Genomic DNA, 23,277 nt, shown 5'->3' with positions numbered 1-23,277 from the left:
CAAAAGGTTTAGTAGGTTCCATCGAAGCAGCCGACGCCATGGTAAAGGCAGCAAACGTTTACCTGATCGGCAAAGAGCACGTGGGCGGCGGTTTGGTAACCGTGATGGTCAGAGGCGACGTTGGCGCCGTGAAGGCTGCCACCGATGCCGGCGCTGCTGCCGCACAGCGCGTGGGCGAGCTGGTTTCCGTCCACGTTATCCCCAGACCCCACGCCGAGGTCGAAGCAATTCTGCCCAGCATGAACAAAGAAGCTTAATAGAAGCTGGAAATTTGGTCAAGAAGCCCCGAAGGAATTCCTTTGGGGCTTTTCTTTTTATTCTTTCACTCTGAAAAATCATGAGTTTGCAATTATGGAACATGATGAAAAAGCTCTCAAACAACAGTGACTGTTGGTTGAGAGCTTTTTTTATGTGCTTTATTCTCGAAAGAATAAAAAGAAGAACAGTATGTTCTTTAAGAAGTAGCGGTTCGGCGATACGCCTGAGGAGTCATGTTCATGCGAGAACAAAAGACTCGGTTAAAATAAGAGGGATCGGAAAAACCGCTTTCGAAGGAAATTCGATAAGCCGGATAATTGGTTTTGCTTAAAAGACGGCACGCATACTGAATCCGCAGATTAATCACATATTCCGTAAAAGCTACGCCGGTTTCCCGTTTAAATACATGGCTAAAATATTTGGGGTTCACAAATACTTGAGACGCGACCATCTCTAGTGTGAGTCTTTCCCGAAAATGCTCGTTAATGTAGTTAAGTGCTTCCTCCACAAAGCATTGATGCTCTTTTTTGACTATTTGAGAAGAAGGGATTGCCTCTGTTTTCATTACCGATTGGGTGGCAGCATTGCGCATTTTGCGAAAGGTTTCAAGAAAGGCAGTGGGCTTGATGGGTTTTAAAAGAAAATCAAATACACCCAAACCAATTGCACGCTGTGCATAACTAAAATCGGAATAGGCCGATAACACAGTGACACAGGTATCCGGTAAAAAAGATTTTACATCCTGAATGGCGGTTAGGCCATCCATTTCCGGTAAAACCACATCCATAAAAATAAAGTTGGGCTGATGCTGCTTTGACAGTTTTACTGCCTGCAATCCGCTTTCACAAGTGAAAAGCTGATCCTGTGGTGAAAGCTCGTCTTGTACGACAGAGCGAAGAAATTCCTGTTCTAAAATCTCGTCCTCTACGATTAATACCACACTCATTCTGTATACCCCCTGTTGAGTTGTGCAGGAATCGTAATGGTGACTGTACTCCCGCTGTAATCGGATTTTACAATTTCAAGGCCATAGCCTTCTCCGAAATATTTTTGCAGACGCTTGTGGGTGCTGCGGAATCCCAAACCGGAAGAATTTTCTTTCTTTTTCATTTTCTCAAGCACTTCTTTGGGGAATCCATTGCCGTTATCCACTACAAAGATGACAATTCCCTTTTCGTTTTCTTCTGCGTAAATACTGACTTTTCCGCCGTCACGTTTGGGCATCAGGCCATGAATAATTGCATTCTCCACAATGGGCATAATGACCATGTTTGGGATTCGATGCGCTTTGATCTTTTCAGAAATGTGAATCTCATAATCCAAGCGGTTTTTGAAACGAATCTTTTGAATGTGCAGATATTTTTCAATATTGCTGATTTCTGAACCGATGGTATGCAAATTATCCACTTGCTTTAAATTGTACCGTAACAGGTCAGACAAACAGTAAATCAGTTCCTCTGTGGTGTGAGATTTTTCAAAATATGCAATGCGGGCAATGCAGTTTAGTGTATTGAATAAAAAGTGCGGATTCACCACCAGCGACATGTTTTTGGTTTCTAAATCGATGATTTTCTTTTCTAAAATTTCTTTTTCAATAGAGAGCCTGGCCACATCGGGATCTGTATGAGTTTCAATTTCAGAAAGATCAAACGAAATATTTCTTGCAATGTGGGAACAGAGCTGCTGATGAATTTTAATTTTATTGGGTTCCACGGTTTTAAGCGATGAAACTGTTTTTGCAATGAATTCTAGGCCGCAATTTTTTTGTTCCTGCAGTCCCTGTATGTTAATCAGATATTTTTGATATTCGTTATCTGGCAAATAAGCCTGCATTCCGGCAATATAGGCAACCGTTTCCCCATGAACTGCAATTGGCAAAAGGGTGTTTTCCAGGCCATGCCGGCACACAAAACAGTCTTCCCGCCCAGAACTCAGGCGCCGTTTATAATCTTGGCAAACCTGGTTGTTTTTTTCTTGACAAACATAAGTGCAAAAGTCTGGTGATGGTATAAATTCCAGAAGAATATTGCCATCGGTATCAATCAGAAACATCGAAATATCGGATAAAGATAATATTCCGCTGTACCGGGTATATAAGTTAGAAGAAATCAAATTTTGAAGCATATGATTCATCGTACCGTCTTTTGGAACGGTATGATTTTGTTTTGTTTCCGACATCATATTGATCATAGATTCCTCCAGTAAAACAAACAAAAAAGGCTGCCCGATTTTATGCGGAATTTTCTTGATTATTTTTTAAAAATGATACTCTTATTGTAAACGAAAATACCATAAAAAGCAAACAAATCCGGTGTGAATTTTAGATAAACCTAGCAGGAAAAATTCAGCAAATGCGTGAGTTTGCGAGTGCTTCTCAGTATTGATGAACAGACCGGAAAAACGACAAGGAAATCGTTGGAAAATGGGCGAAAAAAACTCCTTCCAGCAAGTCGGGCCCTAAAGGCCGTAACTGTGCAGAAGGAGGTTGGAAGGGCATTGGAAAAAGAAAATAAAAAAGCAAGAAACGCACTCATTTTAAGGAGGATAAGAGGAAACATGGAAAAAAGAGAGGGGAGCCTTGCCGATTGAAAGGCCAAGCATAAAAAGAGTGCGTTTTCCTGCTGAACCGATAGTAGTCAGATTGCGTTATTTTCACCGTGTTATAAACCGGTTTTATTCATAACATCTTTGATAAATCTGGATTAAGTCCTCTTTGGTGGGCTGGCGGGGATTGCTGGGCGTGCAGCGATCTGCCAAAGCGCTTTGTGCCATGGATTCCAGAGAACGTTCAAACAGTTCCGGTTCCACCCCAAGGGCACGGATGCTGGTTTCTACATCCAGCTTTTTCTTTAGCTGTTCCACAGCTTGAATGAAGCTGACAACGCCTTCTCTGTGGGTTCGGGCGGGCAGCCCCAAAACAGCGGCCAGTTGGGCGTAGCGCTCGGCGGCATATCCGTCAGCGGAGCCTTTCAGGTTGGAGTTGTATTCTAACACTCCTGTTAGCAAGATTGCGTTAGAACGTCCGTGAGGAATGTGGAACGTGGCTCCAAAAGCGTGAGCCAGACTGTGGTTGATTCCCAAATTGGTATTGGTAAAAGCCATACCGGCCATGCACGAAGCATTTTGCACTTTATCCCGTGCAGCAGAATCTTCGCTGTTTTTATAACAAGTTTCTAAATGTTCAAAAATAATTTTAATTGCTTTTTCTGCCAAAGCGTCAGTAAAATCTGTGGCGTTAACCGAAACATATGCTTCAATGGCATGCACCAGAACGTCAATTCCGGTATCTGCCACTACACGTTGGGGCACATGCTGAATACAGGTCGAGTCCAGAATTGCAATATCCGGTGAGATATAATCATCCACAATGCAGACCTTTTCTCCATCCGATGTGATAACCGAAAAATCAGTTACCTCAGACCCGGTTCCGCTGGTGGAGGGAATGGCGATAAACAACGGTTTGTGGAACGCCCGGTCGTCGCCTAATTTCCAGGCGAAGTACAGAATCCCTTTGGCCGTGTCAATTGCAGAGCCGCCGCCCAGAGCCACCAAAATATCCGCACCGCTTTCCCGAAAGCGTTTTAGTCCTTCTGTAACCACAGAAGTATCCGGATCCGGCCGTACTTCGGTAAAGGCAGTGGTGTCAATGCCCGCTTCTTTTAAATAGCAAATCGCTTGCTGTAAGTAGCCCAGCTTTTCCATAATGGCATCCGAAACAATAAAGGCACGCGAGCCGCTGATTTCTTTTAAAAATTGCATGGATTGCTGGTTAAAATAAACTTTGGATTTCAGAGTGAATTGCTTTGTAATAATTGCTCTCTCCGTCCTTTCTTGTTGACAATATCGGACTTAGTACAATTCTTTGTTTTAAGAATAACACACTGGCGGGCGGATGTGTGGAAGATTTGTCATGCTCTTTTGGGATTCTTTCAGGGTTTTGTGTGGGGATATGGTACAAATTCTTTTTTCTTGCACAAAAGCCATGGAAAAGGTGAGATTCGGCAGATGGGGACGAAAAGCGTTTTCTTTTTTGTCAATACTATCAGAAAATCTTCCGCGGCCAAACTGTTTTTTACGGCAATAGTCCATTGTTTCCTGCGGGTGTTTTTGCTATAATGAAAAAAATTGAATGGCTCTGTATTTTCGGAAGGATGAAAAGAAACGAAACCTATGGTGGAAAACTGTATGAAAATAGAAGAATTAGTCCAGCAAACATTGCGTATGGTCTTTCAGGATGACAGCCTTATATTTGATAAATCCCGGTTTGCGGGCGGATTAACAAATTACAACTATATCATGAAAATTCATGGAATCGAATATGTGATTCGGGAACCGGGCGGTATGACGGATCAGATGATCGATCGAAGAATTGAGAAAAGAAACAATGCCATTGCGTCCGAATTGGGACTGAATTCGGCATGTATATATTTTGATGAAGATACCGGCATAAAAATCAGCAGGTATGTAGAGAGCAGCCGCAATATTGCTCTGGCGAATCCGGAGGATCCGAACAATATGCGTGAAGTTTCCCGGCTGATCAAAACAATCCATAACAGTCCCCGGCTTTTTTCCAACGAATTTAACTGGAAGCAAGAATTAGTTAAATATGAAAAAATCGTAGAGGAACTCAACGGCAGTTTTTTCTTCGATTATAGTGAGCTGAAACAGCAGCTTCTGACTTTGGTGAAGGAGAATGTGAAACAGATTACTCTGGTTCCGTGTCACAATGACACTGTGCCGGAAAACTTTTTGCTGTGCGACAGCGGAAAAGTTTATCTGATCGACTGGGAGTATGCCGGCCTAAATGATCCCAGTTGGGATGTGGCAGCTTATATTTTGGAATCCCGCCTGTCGGAGGAAGCTATTCATCAGCTGATGCTGGAATATTATGGGCAGCCGCCCGCTAAAGAAGAAATCGCTAAAATCAAGTGTTATATTTTGGCTCAGGATTTACTGTGGACAGTTTGGGCGCTAATTCGGCATTATAACGGGGACGATTTTCTGGAGTATTGTGTTTTTCGGTATGACCGGTTCCGAAAAAACATTCGGGAGTTTTCTAAATACGCCGAGTATCCTATTTCTGAAATGGTAAAAGTGGACTAAAAGCATGCTGGACATTGCATGGCACCCCGGTTGTTAGACCGTATCAATACGATTTAACAACCGGGGTGATTTTTGTTCTAACGGGAATACCAAATAAAAAAGATGCACCAGAGTTTAAGAAGTATAAAACAAACACAATACGGGTTGTTTTGTCTGCCACATGCGTCGTTATCTCACTGTTTTTAAAACAGCTAACTGACTTCCAGTCCGTATGTCTTAGTTTATAATTCTCAAAGTAAAAAGAGTAAGTCCGGCAGCATCGGGCTTACTCTTTTTACTTATATTTTTATTTAAGCTTCTTTTAAAAGGTAGGGTAACCTACGTTTATCAAAAATTTCTTGCACCATATGCAGTTCTTCTGCGGAAGGCTCTGGTGTGTGTGCCAGCGTGTATTTCAGGTTCAGTTCCTTCCATTTAAATTCCCCCATTTTATGAAAGGGAAGAAGTTCTATCACTTCAATACAAGAAAAGTCAGCCAGATAATCTGCCAGTTCTTCCAACAGGCTTTTTTCCAAGGTCAAACCAGGGACCAGCACATGGCGCAGCCACACCCGCTTTTGGGTGCTCTCGCAGTAATCCAGTGTTTCCAGTGTGTGTTCCGGTCCTTGTCCGGTTAATTGCAGACATAAGGAATCATCAAGGCTTTTAACATCCAGAAGAAGCATGTCTGCAGCATCAATGACCGGTTTAGAGACAGCAAGGGGAACACTCCCTGCGGTATCCACCGCCGTATGAATTCCCTGCATCTGACATCGGTTCAGAAGATCTTCCACAAAAGCGGGCTGAAGCAGTGGTTCCCCACCCGAAATGGTAACCCCGCCGGAACGAATAAAATTACGGTAGCTGAGAATTTCCTTTTCCATCTGTTCGGAATCTACCAGCCTGCCGCTGGAGATATCCCAGGTATCCGGATTGTGACAGTAAAGACAGCGCAGGCCGCAGCCTTGCAAAAAAAGCACATAGCGGATTCCCGGGCCGTCTACTGTGCCAAAGCTTTCTACGGAATGAATACGCCCCAATATTCCCATTCGGATTCCTCCTGATTTTTGGAATTTTTCCTTTGTCTTATTACGTTTTGGTGTGTGGTGTATGGATTGGCATCTTCTTATTACACCGCTATGGTACAACATCCATTTTGCTTTTTGGTTCAGCCCTCATGCCGGACGAGGGCTGGTTGGCGAATGGTCGTTTTTTAACAGAACGAAAAGGCGGCAATGTGCCGCCTTTGTAGGGCTGTTCTTTTTATAGAATTCAGTGATGCGGCTCCATAGGGGCAATCATCAGCGGGAAACAATGCCCCTAGATGGAGCGGACTGATATTTAAACCTGATTCAGCAGTCTGATATTATTCTGTCAAAATGGTTTTCTCTTAAAATTTTTCGTGGAAAGTACGGCTGAGTACCTCTTTCTGCTGTTCACGGGTCAGCTTAATAAAGTTGACGGCATAGCCGCTGACGCGGATGGTCAGCTGCGGGTATTTTTCCGGATGATCCATAGCATCCAGCAGGGTTTCTCGGTCAAATACATTGACATTGATATGATGCCCGGTTTCCAGGAAGTAGCCGTCTAAAAGCGACACCAGATTTTCTGTTTTTTGCTTTTTCAGCTTGCCCAAAGCATCGGGAATGATGCTGAATGTGTAAGAAATACCATCTTCAGAATCATCATAAGGAAGCTTCGCCACGCTCTTCATGCTGGCCACTGAACCGCTGGTGTCACGGCCGTGCATAGGGTTGGCGCCCGGTGCAAAAGGTTCTCCCTTTTTGCGTCCGTCGGGGGTGGTTCCCGTCTTTTTGCCATACACCACGTTAGAGGTGATGGTCAGAACCGACATGGTTTGAAGCGAATTGCGATAGGTTTTTTGGCGGCGCAGTTTGTGCATAAAGCTGCTGACGATCTCACTAGCGATATCGTCGGCTTCTGAGTCATTATTGCCGTATTTGGGATAATCGCCCTCAATGATAAAGTCCACTGCCAGTCCTTCTTCGTTGCGAACCGGCTTTACTTTGGCATGTTTAATTGCAGAAAGGCTGTCTGCTACTACGCTCAATCCGGCAATACCGGCGGCCATGGTGCGAAGAACTTCTTCGTCATGCAAAGCCATCTCAATTCGTTCATAGCAATATTTGTCGTGCATATAGTGAATCACGTTTAAGGTGTTGATGTACAAATTGGCCAGCCAATCGCACACAGCATCAAATTTACGGCGAACCTCATCATAATCCAGATATTCCGATGTGATGGGGGCCAGTTCGGGGCCGACCTGCATTCCATAGCGTTCGTCTTTTCCGCCGTTAATGGCGTATAGAAGCGCTTTGGCTAAATTGGCGCGCGCGCCGAAGAACTGCATCTGCTTTCCAATCCGCATAGCGGAAACACAGCAGGCAATGCCGTAATCATCGCCGTATTTCGGGCGCATGATATCGTCGTTTTCATACTGGATGGAAGAGGTTTCAATAGAAACCCTGGCGCAGTATTTTTTGAAATTGTCTGGCAAATGAACGCTCCACAATACCGTCAGGTTAGGTTCTGGGGCAGGGCCCAGATTTGTTAGGGTATGCAAAAAACGATAGGTCATTTTTGTGACCATATGCCGCCCGTCCAGTGCGATTCCGCCCAAAGCTTCGGTTACCCAGGTGGGGTCGCCGCTGAATAGCTCGTCATAATCTGGGGTGCGCAGAAAACGGACAATGCGCAGCTTCATCACGAAATGATCTACCATTTCCTGAATCTGTTCTTCGGTGAAGATGCCGTTTTTCAGGTCTTGCTCGGCGTAAATATCCAAAAAGGTAGAAACACGCCCCAAGCTCATTGCTGCGCCGTTTTGTTCTTTTACAGCAGCCAAATAGCCAAAATACAGCCACTGAATGGCTTCTTTGGTGTTGGAAGCGGGTTTGGAAATATCAAATCCATAGGACGCCGCCATTTCGGTCAGTTCGCCCAAAGCGCGAATCTGTTCGCTGATTTCTTCGCGAAGCTGCATCAAATCGCTGTCCATAGTGGCAGACACATACTCTTTTTTTGCTTTCTTTTTTTGCTCAATGAGAAAAGCAGTGCCGTATAGAGCCACCCGGCGGTAATCGCCGATGATGCGGCCCCGTCCATAGGCATCTGGCAAACCGGTGATAATTCCGCAGTGACGTGCCAGTTTCATCTCATCGGTGTAAACATCGAATACACCGTCATTGTGCGTTTTGCGATACCGGAATACTTCGTTGATTTCCTGCGGAAGCTTGCGGCCATAGGTTTCCAGCTCGGTATGAACCAGCCGGATTCCGCCAAAAGGCATGATAGATCGCTTGAGCGGTTCATCGGTTTGAACACCGACAATAGTTTCCAATTCTTTGTTGATATAGCCGGGATCGTGAGAAGTGATGGTGGATATGGTGTGTTCGTCAATATCATATACACCGCCGCGCTCGTTTTCTACTTTCATCTTGGCTGAAAGTTCCTCCCACAGCTTTTTCGTGTTTTCGCTGGGGGGTGTCAGAAAACTTTCATCCCCATCATAAGGGGTGAAGTTTAAAAGGATAAAATCGCGTGTGTCAATTTTCTTGGTCCACAGACCTTCTGCAAAAGACATTAGGCATGCTCCCTTCTGTTTGGAAATCAATCGAATCAGAAAACCTCTTTACGAGTTACATTATACTAACAAGTGAAAATTTATACTGTGACTTGTATCACAATTAACAAGCAAATCAGAAGGAATGATTCTTTTAAAAAATTATTTCGATCACTTTGACAAAAAATGAACATTTCCTTATAATGAAAGAAAAAATAGATCTGGATGATGGATTGCGCCGTGCGAAAAGAGGGATTTGGAACATTGAATTGTAATCGAAAATGCTTTAATTGCCTGAAAGAGCTGTGCGTACATAAGGTTCCTTTGTTTTCTGCGCTGGAACCAGAAGATTTTGAAGAAATTGCGGACCGGATGATATATCGCAAATACAGCAAAGGAGAAATCATTCTGGCCCAGGGTTCTATGCCACACGCTATTACCATATTAAGCAAAGGGAGCGCTAAGGCTTGCCGAATTACTTCGGATGGACAGGAAAAAATTCTGTATATTTTTTCGAAAAATGATTTTTTCGGGGAGCAATATTTATTCGGGGATCAGCGGGCTAACTACAATGTGGTAGCGCTTCAGGCCTGTGAAACCTGTTCCTTTTCCCGCGAGCATTTTCAGCAAATGATTTCCACACGTCCCACATTAGCTCAGCGCTGTATTGAGGATTTGGGGCGACGGGTAATTGCGCTGGAGCATGCGGTGCACAATGCCTGCAATCAAAAATTAGATTCCCGAATTGCCGCGCTTTTGCTGGATTTTTACCGCAAATACGGTGTGCAAACACCCCAGGGGCCGGCTGTGGTTTTGCCGCTGAGCCGCGAAGGGCTGGCCAACTATTTGGGAGTGGCGCGTGAAACACTTAGCCGAAAGCTGGGGCAGTTAGAAGGGGAAAGGATCATCCGCCCCATGGGGAATAAAAAAATTCTTCTTTTGCAGCCAGAGGTTTTAAAAGACATTGCGGCAGGGGAGCAGGGGGTGGGGATTCCTTCGGAAAAAGAAGCCGGGAATCTGTCAGGCGATTCGATCTAAATTCAGTAAAACAAAACGTTTGCAAAAAATGAAAACTCCCATTTTTTGCTTTTTCTTTGGTTCTTCTATGGAAAAAACACCCGATAAACTGTAAAAAATAATGAAAAAGACGGCTGACACAAGCAAAGGGTTGGCTGTCTTTTCTGTGATTTCCTATGCAAACCGTCTGTGCAAACGGGTTCTTTTTTACACAAACTTTGTAGGATTTGTTTGCAGCACTTTCTATGAAAATCGGGAAAAGTATGTTATACTATGAAATGTTTGTTATTTTGTAAAAAGAGGTAATTTGATGGACGTTAGAAATGACTTAAGAAATATTGCGATTATTGCGCACGTTGACCACGGCAAAACCACGCTGGTTGACCAGCTTCTGCGCCAAAGCGGAATCTTTCGCGCCAATGAAACAGTAGCCGAACGAGTGATGGATTCCAATGATCTGGAGCGCGAGCGCGGGATCACAATTCTTGCTAAAAATACGGCTGTGATGTATCAAGACACCAAAATTAACATTGTGGATACACCTGGCCATGCTGATTTTGGCGGTGAAGTAGAACGAATTCTGATGATGGTTGACGGAGTTCTTCTGCTGGTGGATGCGTTTGAAGGCTGTATGCCTCAAACCCGTTTTGTTCTGAAAAAGGCATTGGGCCTTGGCAAAAAGCCTTTGGTAGTGGTGAATAAAATTGACCGTCCCGGTGCACGTCCGCTGGAAGTAATCGACGAGGTTCTGGATCTGTTCATTGAACTGGGCGCCGACGAAAGCCAGCTGGAATTCCCGGTGGTCTATGCTTCCGGACGAGATGGCTATGCATCTTTGGATCTGGAAAAACCGGGTGAAAACATGGTTCCCTTATTTGAAGCGATTCTTCAGAATGTTCCGGCCCCTCAGGGCGATTTGGAAGGGCCGGCTCAGGTTCTGTTTTCAAATATTGACTATGATGAGTATGTGGGACGCATCGGCATTGGTCGTGTGGAACGCGGCAGAATCCGCGATGGCCAGGCAGTTGTGCTGTGCGGCCATGAAGACGGCAACCGAAATTCCCGCATTGTAAAGCTGTATCAGTTTGAAGGGTTAAAGCGTGTAGAAGTGACAGCTGCCGCCTTGGGTGATATCGTGGCTGTTTCAGGCATTACCGATTTAAATATCGGCGAAACGGCTTGTTCACCTGATTGTGTGGAGCCGCTGCCCTTTGTCAAGATTGACGAACCCACCGTTTCCATGATGTTCATGGTAAACAACAGCCCCTTTGCGGGAAAAGAAGGCAAATTCGTTACTTCTCGCAATCTGCGTGACCGCCTGTTTAAAGAGGTGGAAACCAACGTGGCTTTGCGTGTGGAAGAAACAGAATCTGCAGATACCTTTAAAGTGTCTGGCCGCGGAGAACTGCATCTTTCTATTTTGATTGAAACCATGCGCCGTCAGAACTTTGAGTTTCAGGTGTCTCGTCCCAGTGTGATTTACAAGACCATTCAGGACAAAAGACACGAGCCCATCGAGCTTTTGATGATTGAAGTGCCGGACAATTATGTGGGCGCCGTTATGGAAAAGCTGGGATACCGCAAAGCGGAAATCGTTAACATGGGAACCAGAGAATCTGGCATTACCCATATGGAATTTAAGATTCCTGCCCGCGGCCTGATGGGGTACCGTTCAGAGTTTATGACGGACACCAACGGCAACGGCATTATGAACCATGTGTTTGATTCTTATCAACCGTACCGCGGCGATATTATGCAGCGTCCCCAAGGCTCTTTGGTGGCGCATGAAACAGGGCAAACCACTGCGTATGGCCTGTTTGCTGCCCAAGATCGCGGCAAGCTGTTTATTGGTGCGGGTGTAGAGGTTTACGAAGGCATGATTGTTGGCGCCAGCCCCAAGCAAGAAGACATCGCGGTTAATGTGTGCAAAAAAAAGCATGTGACCAATACCCGTGCATCTGGTTCTGACGATGCATTAAAGCTGACTCCTCACACGGTTTTAAGCTTGGAACAGTCTTTGGAATTTATCACCGATGACGAATTGGTTGAGGTTACCCCAAAATCGATTCGTATGCGCAAAATGATTTTAAATAAAGAACAGCGCATGAAAAAAATGAAAAAATAATCAGACCTTGTTTGGAAAAGGAAAAGTTTGGCCGCTGAAGCATTCTGAGCCGATTGCGTCAAAAAGTATTTGGTATACAGAATGTGCTTTGTCGGTGTTTTGCGCCGCAGCCCATTGCTTTTCCTTTTTGAATCAGGGCTGGGCAATTGTTTGAAACTATAAATTTTGAATAGGCGCTTTTGCTTATTCGATAAGCCCGGAGAAGCCAATGAATTTGATCATCTTAGATTTGGAATGGAACGGAACCTATAGCCGCCGGCTGAAGGGCTATATCAATGAAATCATCGAATTCGGAGCGGTCAGGGTAGATGAAAGCCTGACCGTTGTGGATACTTTTCACGCTTTTGTCCGGCCACAGGTTGGGAAGAAAATCAGCGGTAAGATACAAAATCTAACCCGGCTGCGCAACGAAGATCTGGAAGATGGCATCCTGTTCATGCAGGCGGTCAGCCGTTTTAAAAAGTGGGCCGGCGATGGAATACTGATGACCTGGGGAACCTCTGATCTATTGGCTTTGATTGAGAATTGCCGGTATTTTTGCGGCAACGGACATATTCCTTTTTTAAAGGAATATGTGGATTTGCAGCGGTATTGCGAATCACGGCTTCCCGGGATCGGCGGTATGCAGATGGGGCTTTCCACCTGTGCAAGTCTTCTGGGAATTGAAGAAGAGGAATCAGAGCATCACCGGGCGCTGAATGACAGTATGCTTTCGCTGGATTGTTTTCGGATTCTTTATCAAAAAGAGGCATTTTTGTCGATGGTTCAGGATGCAGACGACCCGGATTTTTATCCCCGGCTGACCTTTAAGACTGTCGTTTTGTCCGATTGGGATCATCCGTTGGTGCAAACGGCCGACATGACGGTATACTGTGACCAGTGCGGCCGGGAGGCCGAGCGCTTGGGTGACTGGATTATTAAAAACAAAAGCTTTCGGGCGGATTTTTATTGCGCACCCTGCGATTACCGTTTTGTGGGGCGGATTCAGTTAAAACTAAAGTATGACGGATTAATTATCAAAAAGAAAAACCTTCCGTTTCAGCCCGAAGAAACCGAGCAGGAAGGGGAAGACCTTACGGATTCCGCCGAGGAGTTACAGGAGTTGGATTCCTGAACCCGGCGGATTTTCCGCTTTTCGGAGTATTATTCAGGAGGTAGACTATGCAGCTGAATCACATGGAACAAAAAGAGAAAAATGGGGTATCTTATCTTACTTTTCCGGTTTTTGATCACTATCCGCAGTTGCTCCATTCTTTTTCCACCCGTTTGGGCGGTGTAAGCCAGGGGGAGTTTGAAAGCCTGAATCTAAACTTCCGCCCCGGGGACGCAAGAGAGAATGTGCTGGAAAATTACCGCCGTATTTGTGATGCAGTGGGCTATTCCTTTGATGGATTGGTGTCCTCTGCACAGGATCATCACACCGTGCTGCGGCGGGTGACAAATGCAGAAAAGGGAATAGGGTTTACCAGACCCCGTGATATGCCCAGTGTGGATGGCCTTTACACCAATGTTCCCGGCATTACTTTGGTGACCAGCTATGCCGATTGTGTGCCCCTTTATTTCTTTGATCCGGTGAAGCGGGTCATTGGTTTGGCACATGCCGGCTGGCGTGGCACGGTACAGCGGATCGGAGAAATCATGACAAACACTTTGCAAAAAGAGTTTGGCTGCAATCCCCAGGATTTGCTGGCGGCTGTCGGCCCTTCTATTGGGCCGTGTTGTTATGAGGTGGACGACGTGGTGCGGGATCAGGTGATGCAGCATGAGGATTTGATTCCGCTGGAACTTATGAAAGAATTGGGCGGCGGTAAGTACCTGCTGGATTTGTGGGAATGCAACCGCCGGATTCTGGTGTTATCCGGAATTCCGGATCAGAATATTACCGTGGGAGAGGTCTGCACCAAGTGTCATCCCGAACTGTTCTTTTCTCACCGTTTGATGGGGGACAAACGGGGCGGCATGACAGCTATGATGGCCTTGAAGGAGGCGCACTCTTTTGATTCTTGAGCAGTGCAGTCTGTGCCCCCGCCACTGTGGTGTGCGCAGAGAGCCTTCACAAGGGAAGGGGTTCTGTCAAATGGGAATTCACCCGATGGTGGCCCGTGCAGCCCTTCACTTTTGGGAGGAACCCTGTATCAGCGGTACAAAAGGATCCGGAACGGTATTTTTTACCGGCTGTACTTTAGGATGTGTTTTTTGCCAGAACTATGAAATCAGCACCCGGCGGGCTGTCGGAAAGGAACTGACGATTCCTGAGCTGGCCGATGTGTTTCAGCGTTTGATAGAGCAGGGGGCTCATAATATCAATCTGGTCAGCCCCACGCAATTTGCCCTTCCCATTGCACAGGCTTTGCGTTTACGCCCGGTACCTGTTCCGGTTGTCTATAACAGCAGCGGATATGAAACGCAAGAAACTTTGCAAATGTTGGAGGGTCTGGTGGATGTTTATTTGCCGGATTTAAAATATGTGACTCCCCATATCGCCGGCCGATACTCCGGAGCGCCGGATTATCCGGAATATGCCCAAAAAGCGATTTTAGAAATGCTAAGACAAACCGGCCCGGCACAGTTTGATGAACAGGGAATTCTGGTGAAAGGGACTATGGTGCGGCATTTGATTTTACCGGGAAATACACGAGAATCCATTGCGGTATTAGAGTGGCTGCGAGATAACCTGCCGTCGGGTGTTCCCGTCAGTTTAATGGCTCAGTATGTTCCCTGCGGCAAAGCGGCGCAGTTTCCGGAAATTAACCGTTCTATCACGGTCCGCGAATTTGAGAAGGTAGAACATTGCCTGATGGAAACTGGGTTAGATGGTTTTGTACAGGAGCGTTCGTCGGCTCAAAAAGGATATATTCCACCTTTTGATTTGCAGGGACTGAAGTAAACAAACGGAGAAGTGTATGAAAAAAGAGGAAAGTTTCCAAGATTTATGGAACTTTCCTCTTTTTTTTATTATTTTTCGAAAAATGGTCACAAAACCACTGTGTCATTTGTTTTAATAATAGGAAGAATTTATTTCAACCAATGTTAATAGGCTGCTGTGGATATCTGCTTTTATCACCATGGAGACGAGGGAATTTGTGTGAGCCGATATGTTAAATATTATATTGTTGAAATATGTTCCTTATTTTTTATCTGCTTGCTATGGGTTTCTTTTTTTCGGATTTTCACTTATCAAAACACCGGCAAGCTGCTGCTGATCAGCACTGTAGGAATGTTTTTAACCAACCAGTATTATTATGCAAGGAATGCAGAAAAGAAAAAATCTGATATTGATTATTTAAAAAAGAACAGCACCCTATTTTCCATTTTGTCAAAGAGCAGCGTTGTTATGATTGCCGTGTCTTGTGTCTGCCTTTTCATAGCTGTGATTCTGTGGATAATTTTGGAATATATTGGGGTTTTAACGATTTAGACAGACATTTGTTGTTTTGTTAGATTTTTATTTTTGCATTCAAAACCAGCCTTATTTTACTTTTGCCATCCCTTCTTATGATTCATATAATGCAGTAAAGAAGAAGTCCCTGCCTAAAAAGCAGGGACTTCTTCTTTTTATTTTGATTCGTTTAAAGCCGTAATCGAACCTTATCGGTATCATGCTGAAACATATACACGCTCTGCACCAGTCCAAAGCCCAAATACAAACAAGCTGTGGAAGAACCGCCGGCACTGAAAAAGGGGAGCGTTACACCCATAACAGGAAGAAGACTCAAACACATGCCTACATTAAAAATCGTTTGAGAAGCAATCATTCCAAAAAATCCAAAGCACAGATAGGTTCCCAGCGGATCACTTGCTTTTCTGGCGCAGTACAGGGTGCACAAAAGCAGTGCTAACAGTAAAAACAGAATCAGAGAAGTTCCGAGGAACCCCAGTTCCTCGCCTGCAACTGAAAAGATAAAATCACTTTGCTGAATGGGAACGCTGTTGCGGGCTACCCGAGGACCTTCAAACAGACCGCGCCCAAAGATTTGGCCGGAACCAATCGAGATTTTTCCTTGGATCTGCTGAAGCCCTGCACCGAGAGGATCGGCTTCCGGATTCATCATGTTAATCAGGCGGGTTTTTTGATAATCTGCCAAAACATATTGCCAGGCAATGGGGGCACCTATCATCATTGCGCCGAAAACCAAAGCAAAATAGCGAAGCTGTATTCCGGCTGCGAAGGACATAGCCAAAAACATGCAGAAAAAAATCACAGCAGCACCGTCATCGCCCTGAAAATGGGTCAAAAGCATGGGAATCAGGGCGTGCGCCCCTAAAGAAACCACATACAATGGGGATTTTAAAAGTCCCCGTTCCTCCAGAACCGATAAATGCTTGGAAAAGGTAATCATAAAGCCGATTTTGGCCAGTTCAGAGGGCTGAAACGTAGTTCCGCCGGGCAGTTTGATCCATGCCCTGGCATCAACACCAGAAGTTCCCGTGGCAGCATGTCCAAAAATCAGTGTGTAAATAATTAGAAAAATACAAAATCCCGCCACCAGATACCAGAAATTTGATATTTCCCGATAGTTCAGGCGAGTCAGAATAAATGCGGCAATGTACCCTAAAATCACAGCGATTAACTGTGTTTTAAAATAGTTTACGCTAAATGCTCGAGTCACGCTGGCAACCAGCAGCAGCCCAAATACTGAAATGGATATCATAATCAGCCACAGGGGTTTGTTTGTGCGCCGAAAATACGATCGAAAGGATTCTAACACCATAATTTCACCTCTTGTCCTATTATATGATTAAAGGCACTAAAGTTCAAGCAAATACTTTTATCCGAATACAGGATGTGGTATAATAACTTGACGCCGCACTCACAAGCGGCGCTTTTAGCGGCTGAAAGAACCTAAGATGATTGTTTGTGTTGGCACACAACAGCAACATAGCGGGATGAAATATGCCGCTGACTCAGATAGAACTGAAAACTAGACGCATATAAAAAGGTTTGGCCTGCCCACATTAGGCAGCTGATTGCAATAATATATTGAAATAATCTGTCGGGTCTAAAAGTTTTGGCCCAGCATCGGATTATTTGCACGATTTTTAAAGGAGGATTTATGTTGGAGATTGTCACAGACTCGCCTGCACAGACAGAAGAACTGGGGCGCCGTATTGCGCAAAAGCTGGGTGGGGGAGAAGTCCTTGCGCTGTTCGGCGGCATGGGGATGGGGAAAACCGCATTCACTCGGGGTCTGGCAGATGGGCTTGGAATCTCTTCCGGGGTCAGCAGCCCCACCTTTGCACTGGTCAATGAGTATCATGGCCGCCTGACGGTCTATCATTTTGATATGTTTCGGGTGGATAGCTGGGACGACCTGTATTCCACCGGATTTTTCGATTATCTGGACACAGAGGCTGTTTTGGTAATCGAATGGAGTGAAAATATAGAGGGAGCGCTTCCGCCTGACGCAATTCGCATAGAAATAGCGGCAGGAAAGACAGAGCAGGAGCGAGTTTTCCAAATAGAGGGGATAGAGCCATGAAAATTCTTGCAATCGATTCCACAGCCGTGGCGGCCTCCGCAGCTGTGATGGAGGATGACCGTCTGCTGGGGGAATTTTTTATTCATACCAAACAGACTCACAGCCAGACACTGATGCCTATGGTTCAACAGGTGTTAGATTGCACCGGAATATCCATCAATGAAATTGACCTGTTTGCCGCGGCAGCAGGCCCCGGTTCTTTTACCGGGGTGCGTATTGGGGTGGCCTGTGTAAAAGGGATGGCAATGGCACAGAATAAGCCTTGTGTGGGGGTTTCTACCTTAGAGGCAATGGCCTATAACCTGTCTTGTCCCGGCGCCGTGGTATGTGCGGTGATGGATGCCCGGCGGGAACAGGTTTATAATGCTCTGTTTCAACTGACAAAGGATGGATTTCAGCGATTGACTCCGGATCGAGCCATTTCAATTGAGGACTTGGCACAAGAATGTAAAAACTTTAACAGCTCTTTATTTCTTGTTGGAGATGGAGCTAAATTATGTTATAATACAAACGGGTTTCAGGAGCTTTCTGCTCTTCTTCCGCCGGAACCGTCTCTTTATCAGCGGGCTTTTGGTGTGGGAAAAGCGGCGTATCGGGCCTGTTTGCAGGGACAAGCGGTACCCGCCGGGGAACTGCTGCCTGTATACCTGCGCCTGCCTCAGGCGGAGCGCGAGCTGAAAAAACGGCTGGAAAATCAGAAGGAGGACTAAGCATGGTAGTATTAGGAGCAGACCATGGCGGCTTTCGTTTAAAGGAAGCGGTTCGGGCCTATTTGGAACAAAATTCCATCCCGTACAAAGATTATGGCTGCTACAGCGAAGATTCGGTGGATTATGCACCGTTTGCTTTTCAGGTAGCCAGCGATGTGGCACAGGGGAAAGCGGAGCAGGGAATTTTGTGTTGCGGCACGGGCATTGGCATTTCTATTGCGGCCAATAAGGTCAAGGGAATCCGTGCGGCCGTTTGCACCAATGAGTTCTGTGCACAGGCTACTCGTCAGCACAATGACGCCAATGTTCTTTGTATGGGCGGGCGTGTAATCGATGAGGAAACAGCGGTGAAACTGGCAAAGCTGTTTTTAGAAACACCTTTTGAAGGCGGCCGCCATGCCAGACGGATCGCGCAAATTGAACAAATAGAAAACGGAGAAAAGCTGTAAAGGAGTACACGAATGGAACATCAAGTTTTTGAAATGACACACCCTCTAATCCAACACAAGCTGACTTTATTAAGGGATAAAAACACCGGATCAAAAGAGTTTCGCAGCCTGATCGGTGAGGTTGCTATGCTGATGTGTTATGATGCAACACGGGATCTGCCGCTGGTAGAAACACAGGTGGAAACACCGGTTTCTGTTGCTACCACAAAGGTGCTTTCGGGTCGCAAGCTGGCTTTTGTGCCGATTCTGCGTGCCGGCCTTGGTATGGTAGATGCTGTTTTAGAGATGGTTCCTGCCGCAAAGGTTGGGCATATTGGTCTGTACCGTGACCATGAAACATTGCAGCCGGTGGAATACTACAGCAAGCTGCCCCAAGATACCAGCGAGCGTGATGTGATTGTTTTGGATCCCATGCTGGCGACAGGCGGTTCCGCAGTGGATGCCATTACCATCATTAAGAGAAGCCATCCCAAAAGCATTAAATTTATGTGCATTATCGCTGCTCCTGAGGGTGTTGAGGCGTTGGTTAAGGCGCATCCCGATGTGCCGATTTATTGTGCCCATATTGATGAGTGCCTGAATGAGCAGGGGTACATTGTTCCCGGTTTAGGCGATGCGGGCGACCGTATTTTCGGTACTCAGTGAGTCTTCGTTTTTTGAAACTATTTTAAATTAAAAAAGAGATGCTGCCTAAGGCGCGGTGAAATTCCGCCGGTTTTAGGGAGAATCTCTTTTTTTGTTTTCTATCACGCCAGGGCAGATGGCAGAGAACCGCTTTGTATGATTAAAAGAACCAAAGCAGGTGCAATTCCCTGCTTTGGTTCTTTTGAAAAGAGAATCTTTTATTAAGATACCCTCAAGTATTTCATTGGTTTTAGAATCTATAAGCGCTTGATGAAGTTTCCGCTGATATCCAGGCGGTCATTGATGATAATGAATGCCTGTGGATCAATGTCGTGCACGATCTTTTTGATTCGATTAATTTCAAATTTAGAAACGACCGTCATGAAGATGTAAGAGGACTCGTGGGTATAAGCTCCATAGCCCTGCCAGCAAGTGACGCCTCTTTGCAAAAGCTGCACAATTGTATCGGCCACTTCCGGATGCTTGGTAAAAATCATGGCGCTGGACTTTATGTTTTGATAATGGGCCCGGTCTACCACCAGCGAGGTGACGGCTGCAAAAATGATGGAGTAAACCACAATTTCTACTTCATAGCGGAACAGGCAATAGAAGAAAACCAGACTGCTGACAGAGATGGAAAGCTTGCCCACACTCATATCGGGGAATTTTTTAGAGCAGTAAACGCCGATGATGTCTGTTCCGCCGCCGGAACCGCCAGAGCGCAGCATCAGGCCGATTCCGCTGCCGGCTATCAAGCCGCCAATAATACAGGCGGTCAGGTAATCACTGATAATGGGGGAGGAAGGCACCGGAATGATCATCATAGCCACAGACTGGCAAGCTACAGTTAGCACCGATTTGATAAAGAAAACTCGGCTGATTTCCCGATAAGCCAAAAGCATCAGGGGAACGTTCAGCAAAAGCAGGAAAAAGCCAGAGAAATTAAACGTAGGGGGAATGTTTACATGCAATACATGAATTAAGAAATCAGACATAATTTGCGAAATACCCACAAATCCGCCGTTAAATAGCTTTAATGGAATGATGATGGTATTCAAGTTTGTCGCACAAATGATTCCGCCTAAAACCGAAAAGAAATAGCCGGACAGCATCTGCATTTTTTCCTTGCGCAGGATACGCGTTTTTTGCATATCTTTTCCCCCTGATTTGTTTCATTTATTTCCAATTGATATGTATATACACACATTATATCGGTAGAACCGGAATAGTCAAGCAATTTATGCGGAATCGATGAAGCCCGGTTATAAATTTAAAAAGAAAAAAATCGTGCAATGCTTTTGCGTTAGAGTGGATTTTATTGATTAAGAGAAAAATAAAAATGCCGGCAATGCAGGCATTTTTATTTTAACATTCGCCATTTTGGTTGTGTGTATCATCAGGCTGTTTGATTACGCCATGCATTGAGCCAGAGGCTTTTTATGCATTGGTAAATTGAATGGAAGATAAAACATTGTTGATTTCGGTCAGTTTTGCATCATCCAAACTTCCCTGACGGGTGGTATAAGTAAAGGTATATATTGTTTCGTCAAAAGCGGTAATGGCCTGATAAATAGACAGGGGAATGTCTGATTTCGTGTAATTAAATTGATAAATAACATATAAATTGCCGGCGATTGTTTTGTTTTCCGGTTCGGAAACAAAAGCAAAGTCTTCGCCGTCCAGTGCTCTGGCAAACGCAGTTTGTTCTTTCATACTATCCAGTACTTCTTTTCCCTTTAAGCTAGAGGCCTGAAATCCAGGCATTTCTACAGAGATAAGATTTAGATTGGACGCACAGTCCTGAAGAGCCAGTTCTGAATCAAACAGTACAAAGTCGTAAAGGCTTAGTGATTGCTCTATGGTATCTTCCGAAATTCCCGATTTTTCGTAAATGGATTTTAGTGCTTCGGAATCGTTTTCACCCTCTGAATGAACGGCCAGCCAGGTGGGGGGGTACTGCAATTTGATATTTGGACTGGTACTTTCATAAGTCAAATATCCGTCCAGTTGCTCTTTTGGGGCGTTGGCTGCTTGTTGTGAACACGCGCAAAGTACCATAAGCAGCGAAAATGCCAACAACAAGCTTAATTTACGTTTCATAATAGCCTCCTAAAAATTATAATACCCTTTCAATATAAAGCAAATTTGCTAATTATCGACTATTTTAAAAGAATTATTCAATGAAAATTATTTAAAAAATCTAAAAAATAACGGTTTGTTGATGATTATACAGGCTGAAAGTATCATTCACAGAAATTCACACTTTTTTTATAATGGAATAAAGTAAGTTTTGGAATCGTGTAAAAAGGATTTTACTTTTTGAAAAAATGTGGTATAGTGTAAAACGATGTTTCTAATAACCAAAAGGGAGAGGAATGCCTGATATGAATAGTCCGAATCATGTGCTAATCGGACTGATTGTTTATGGATATGTTCGTGACAAATATGGGGTTCACCTGGATAAAGCCAGCTTTTTAAAGGGAAACACCAGCCCGGATCATTCCCTTTCGTTTCTTCGGCCGCACCGGATGCGCTACTGCCGTGAACTCATGCGCAGAAAAATTGCCCGCATGTGCCGTTCGGAATGGGAAGACGATAACCGGCGCCTGTCGAAACGACTGGGTGTATTATGTCACTATTATTCTGATTTTTTTTGCTTGGCTCATAATCCGGAATTTGACGGCAGTCTTTCGGAACATATTCAATATGAACAAGATTTGTTGTTTTATATGAGCCGAAGGCTGGAATATTTTTGGGGACTGGATTATGTTCCCTCCATTGATGTTCCATTGGACGCTGATGAAATCTATGAACATATGCATCAAAGAATTCAGCAAAAGTTTAAGGAAGAACAAGATTTTGAAATAGAGTTGTATTATGCGATTCGTTCTTGTATCGAACTGGTGCTGCACGTGTTTTTTCAGGAACGCTGCCAGGCTTGGCCTGTGGTTCAGCAATAAACCGGCACTTTACTTTATTCGCAATGTAACGTCATAAATTTTGGGGCAGACAGCAAACCGCTGTCTGCCCTGGCTTTTTTCATTCCCAAAAAACAACGGATAAAAGAACCTTGCCCATGATAAAAACGGCAAAGTTCTTTTTGGAAAGGTAAATTGAGAATTTTCGCTTTCATTGAGCTTGACTTCGATTCTGATTTTTAGAAGCAAACCGATGATAAGAACCATTTATAGTTCAATTACTCTTAAAATAGATCTCTGAATTTTAATGCTGTCTTTTGATAACAGAATTAAACTGACTTTAACAGGTTGCGTACATGCTACAGTTGACACAACGCCGCCCCCGGTAATCACACACCCGGCAGGGGAAGAAAACGAATTCGGATAAAACCCAATTTGCTGGTTTTCTGCCTCAAAACCAATGCAAATATCTGTTTTTGTATTCCATTCCAATGTGGCAGAAAAACCAAGAGAATATTGTTTGCCCGGTAAAAGCACAATGGCAGATGGATTACAGGATGCCAGAAAAGCAGAACAGCCACAGCCGGACTCAAAAACGAGGCGGTTATTGGGAATCCAGCGGAAACATCTTGATTGAAATTCCCCACAGACAGCCCATTGACAGCAAACAGGTGGGGTGGGTGAAGGCGGCGGTTTGGGATCTGGCGGTGGAGGAGGGCAAGGCTTTGGAGGGGGGGGAGGAGATGGTATTTTATCTAATACCTTTTCCATTTTATTTTTCAGGAGCATTTGCAGCTGTGCTACAGTTTCTAACAAAGAGGTGACACTATTATTTACCTCAATCACTTCTTGAGGACAGGTTTGAGATTCCTTTCCCAATATATATTTAATTTTTTCACTTTCCGCATTCATGATATTGCTGAGTGCTAATTCCTCCATTGCAATAGAGGAAAGAAGCATATTAAGCGCCTGATCTCTCGTCAGATATGGATCATGTGGCGGAAATTCAGGCATGGACATTAAAATTCTCC

Annotated in this window: 22 protein-coding genes; 13 read left to right on the top strand and 9 right to left on the bottom strand. The window is 44.8% G+C overall.

The genetic code is table 11. From position 1 onward, the window contains the following. The coding region (locus C1A02_RS09670; protein ID WP_101697988.1) for a BMC domain-containing protein at positions 1 to 257 on the top strand (257 nt) is incomplete at its 5' end. A 197-nt stretch (positions 258 to 454) separates the two neighbouring features. Here C1A02_RS09670 and C1A02_RS09665 read toward each other — a convergent pair. Both C1A02_RS09665 and C1A02_RS09660 read right to left on the bottom strand, forming a co-directional pair. Further along, a complete protein-coding gene (locus tag C1A02_RS09665) occupies positions 455 to 1,204 on the bottom strand; it encodes a response regulator transcription factor (protein ID WP_101697987.1) in 750 nt (249 codons plus the stop codon). Beyond that, positions 1,201 to 2,448, bottom strand: a complete 1,248-nt coding sequence (locus tag C1A02_RS09660; RefSeq protein ID WP_306437207.1) for a sensor histidine kinase — start codon at positions 2,446 to 2,448, stop codon at positions 1,201 to 1,203. Before C1A02_RS09660 ends, C1A02_RS09665 begins: the two co-directional genes overlap by 4 nt. A gap of 177 nt (positions 2,449 to 2,625) precedes the next feature. Here C1A02_RS09660 and C1A02_RS09655 point away from each other — a divergent pair, with 177 nt between their 5' ends. Continuing rightward, a complete protein-coding gene (locus C1A02_RS09655; protein WP_101697986.1) occupies positions 2,626 to 2,847 on the top strand; it encodes a hypothetical protein in 222 nt (73 codons plus the stop codon). Between the two features lie 84 nt (positions 2,848 to 2,931). Here the strand turns inward: C1A02_RS09655 and C1A02_RS09650 are convergent, their stop codons facing one another. After that, a complete protein-coding gene (locus C1A02_RS09650; protein WP_306437208.1) occupies positions 2,932 to 4,050 on the bottom strand; it encodes a 1-propanol dehydrogenase PduQ in 1,119 nt (372 codons plus the stop codon). A 393-nt stretch (positions 4,051 to 4,443) separates the two neighbouring features. Here C1A02_RS09650 and C1A02_RS09640 point away from each other — a divergent pair, with 393 nt between their 5' ends. Then, entirely contained in the window at positions 4,444 to 5,361 is a 918-nt protein-coding gene (locus C1A02_RS09640; RefSeq protein WP_101698029.1) for a phosphotransferase, read from the top strand. 290 nt (positions 5,362 to 5,651) lie between these two features. Here the strand turns inward: C1A02_RS09640 and pflA are convergent, their stop codons facing one another. Together pflA and pflB are read right to left on the bottom strand one after the other, a co-directional pair. After that, positions 5,652 to 6,389: a pyruvate formate-lyase-activating protein gene (gene pflA / locus C1A02_RS09635; protein ID WP_101697983.1), complete on the bottom strand. Its 738-nt coding sequence runs from the start codon at positions 6,387 to 6,389 to the stop codon at positions 5,652 to 5,654. A gap of 341 nt (positions 6,390 to 6,730) precedes the next feature. Beyond that, positions 6,731 to 8,944, bottom strand: a complete 2,214-nt coding sequence (pflB, locus tag C1A02_RS09630; RefSeq protein WP_101697982.1) for a formate C-acetyltransferase — start codon at positions 8,942 to 8,944, stop codon at positions 6,731 to 6,733. 243 nt (positions 8,945 to 9,187) lie between these two features. Here pflB and C1A02_RS09625 point away from each other — a divergent pair, with 243 nt between their 5' ends. The 5 genes from C1A02_RS09625 (at position 9,188) to C1A02_RS09605 (ending at position 14,952) form a co-directional block, all read left to right on the top strand. Continuing rightward, positions 9,188 to 9,961, top strand: a complete 774-nt coding sequence (locus tag C1A02_RS09625) for a Crp/Fnr family transcriptional regulator (RefSeq protein WP_101698028.1) — start codon at positions 9,188 to 9,190, stop codon at positions 9,959 to 9,961. Positions 9,962 to 10,250: 289 nt separating this feature from the next. Next, entirely contained in the window at positions 10,251 to 12,065 is a 1,815-nt protein-coding gene (typA, locus tag C1A02_RS09620) for a translational GTPase TypA (protein ID WP_101697981.1), read from the top strand. A gap of 208 nt (positions 12,066 to 12,273) precedes the next feature. After that, positions 12,274 to 13,179 carry a 3'-5' exonuclease gene (locus tag C1A02_RS09615; protein ID WP_101697980.1) on the top strand — a complete coding sequence of 302 codons (906 nt, stop codon included), beginning with the start codon at positions 12,274 to 12,276 and terminating at the stop codon, positions 13,177 to 13,179. 47 nt (positions 13,180 to 13,226) lie between these two features. Next, entirely contained in the window at positions 13,227 to 14,072 is an 846-nt protein-coding gene (gene pgeF / locus C1A02_RS09610) for a peptidoglycan editing factor PgeF (RefSeq protein WP_101697979.1), read from the top strand. Then, on the top strand, positions 14,062 to 14,952 hold the full coding sequence (locus C1A02_RS09605; protein WP_101697978.1) for a radical SAM protein: 891 nt from the start codon (positions 14,062 to 14,064) through the stop codon (positions 14,950 to 14,952). The genes pgeF and C1A02_RS09605 overlap by 11 nt, the downstream gene beginning before the upstream one ends. Before the next feature lie 682 nt (positions 14,953 to 15,634). Here C1A02_RS09605 and C1A02_RS09595 read toward each other — a convergent pair. Next, complete coding sequence (locus C1A02_RS09595; RefSeq protein ID WP_101697976.1) at positions 15,635 to 16,777, bottom strand: FtsW/RodA/SpoVE family cell cycle protein; 1,143 nt, start codon at positions 16,775 to 16,777, stop codon at positions 15,635 to 15,637. 345 nt (positions 16,778 to 17,122) lie between these two features. Here C1A02_RS09595 and tsaE point away from each other — a divergent pair, with 345 nt between their 5' ends. The 4 genes from tsaE to upp are packed head-to-tail and all read left to right on the top strand — an operon-like array spanning position 17,123 to position 19,349. Next, entirely contained in the window at positions 17,123 to 17,545 is a 423-nt protein-coding gene (tsaE, locus tag C1A02_RS09590) for a tRNA (adenosine(37)-N6)-threonylcarbamoyltransferase complex ATPase subunit type 1 TsaE (RefSeq protein WP_101698027.1), read from the top strand. Then, on the top strand, positions 17,542 to 18,255 hold the full coding sequence (gene tsaB / locus C1A02_RS09585; RefSeq protein ID WP_101697975.1) for a tRNA (adenosine(37)-N6)-threonylcarbamoyltransferase complex dimerization subunit type 1 TsaB: 714 nt from the start codon (positions 17,542 to 17,544) through the stop codon (positions 18,253 to 18,255). The genes tsaE and tsaB overlap by 4 nt, the downstream gene beginning before the upstream one ends. Before the next feature lie 2 nt (positions 18,256 to 18,257). Further along, positions 18,258 to 18,704: a ribose 5-phosphate isomerase B gene (gene rpiB / locus C1A02_RS09580; RefSeq protein ID WP_101697974.1), complete on the top strand. Its 447-nt coding sequence runs from the start codon at positions 18,258 to 18,260 to the stop codon at positions 18,702 to 18,704. 12 nt (positions 18,705 to 18,716) lie between these two features. Beyond that, the gene (upp, locus tag C1A02_RS09575; protein ID WP_101697973.1) at positions 18,717 to 19,349 is read left to right on the top strand and encodes a uracil phosphoribosyltransferase; all 633 of its coding nucleotides are present in this window, start codon (positions 18,717 to 18,719) and stop codon (positions 19,347 to 19,349) included. Between the two features lie 236 nt (positions 19,350 to 19,585). Here the strand turns inward: upp and C1A02_RS09570 are convergent, their stop codons facing one another. Both C1A02_RS09570 and C1A02_RS09565 read right to left on the bottom strand, forming a co-directional pair. After that, positions 19,586 to 20,479, bottom strand: a complete 894-nt coding sequence (locus C1A02_RS09570; RefSeq protein WP_101697972.1) for a YitT family protein — start codon at positions 20,477 to 20,479, stop codon at positions 19,586 to 19,588. A 286-nt stretch (positions 20,480 to 20,765) separates the two neighbouring features. Next, on the bottom strand, positions 20,766 to 21,428 hold the full coding sequence (locus C1A02_RS09565; RefSeq protein WP_101697971.1) for a hypothetical protein: 663 nt from the start codon (positions 21,426 to 21,428) through the stop codon (positions 20,766 to 20,768). A 284-nt stretch (positions 21,429 to 21,712) separates the two neighbouring features. Here C1A02_RS09565 and C1A02_RS09560 point away from each other — a divergent pair, with 284 nt between their 5' ends. Further along, positions 21,713 to 22,288: a zinc dependent phospholipase C family protein gene (locus C1A02_RS09560; RefSeq protein ID WP_101697970.1), complete on the top strand. Its 576-nt coding sequence runs from the start codon at positions 21,713 to 21,715 to the stop codon at positions 22,286 to 22,288. A 225-nt stretch (positions 22,289 to 22,513) separates the two neighbouring features. Here the strand turns inward: C1A02_RS09560 and C1A02_RS13340 are convergent, their stop codons facing one another. Continuing rightward, the gene (locus C1A02_RS13340) at positions 22,514 to 23,266 is read right to left on the bottom strand and encodes an alpha-helical endospore appendage domain-containing protein (protein ID WP_129588157.1); all 753 of its coding nucleotides are present in this window, start codon (positions 23,264 to 23,266) and stop codon (positions 22,514 to 22,516) included. Between the last annotated feature and the right edge of the window lie 11 nt (positions 23,267 to 23,277).

The sequence above is a fragment of the Clostridium minihomine genome (genome assembly GCF_900240385.1).
GTDB classification, from domain to species: Bacteria; Bacillota; Clostridia; order Oscillospirales; family Acutalibacteraceae; genus Faecalispora; species Faecalispora minihomine.
Note: the sequence above shows the minus strand (reverse complement) of the source record. Positions and strands in the feature narration are given on the sequence as shown.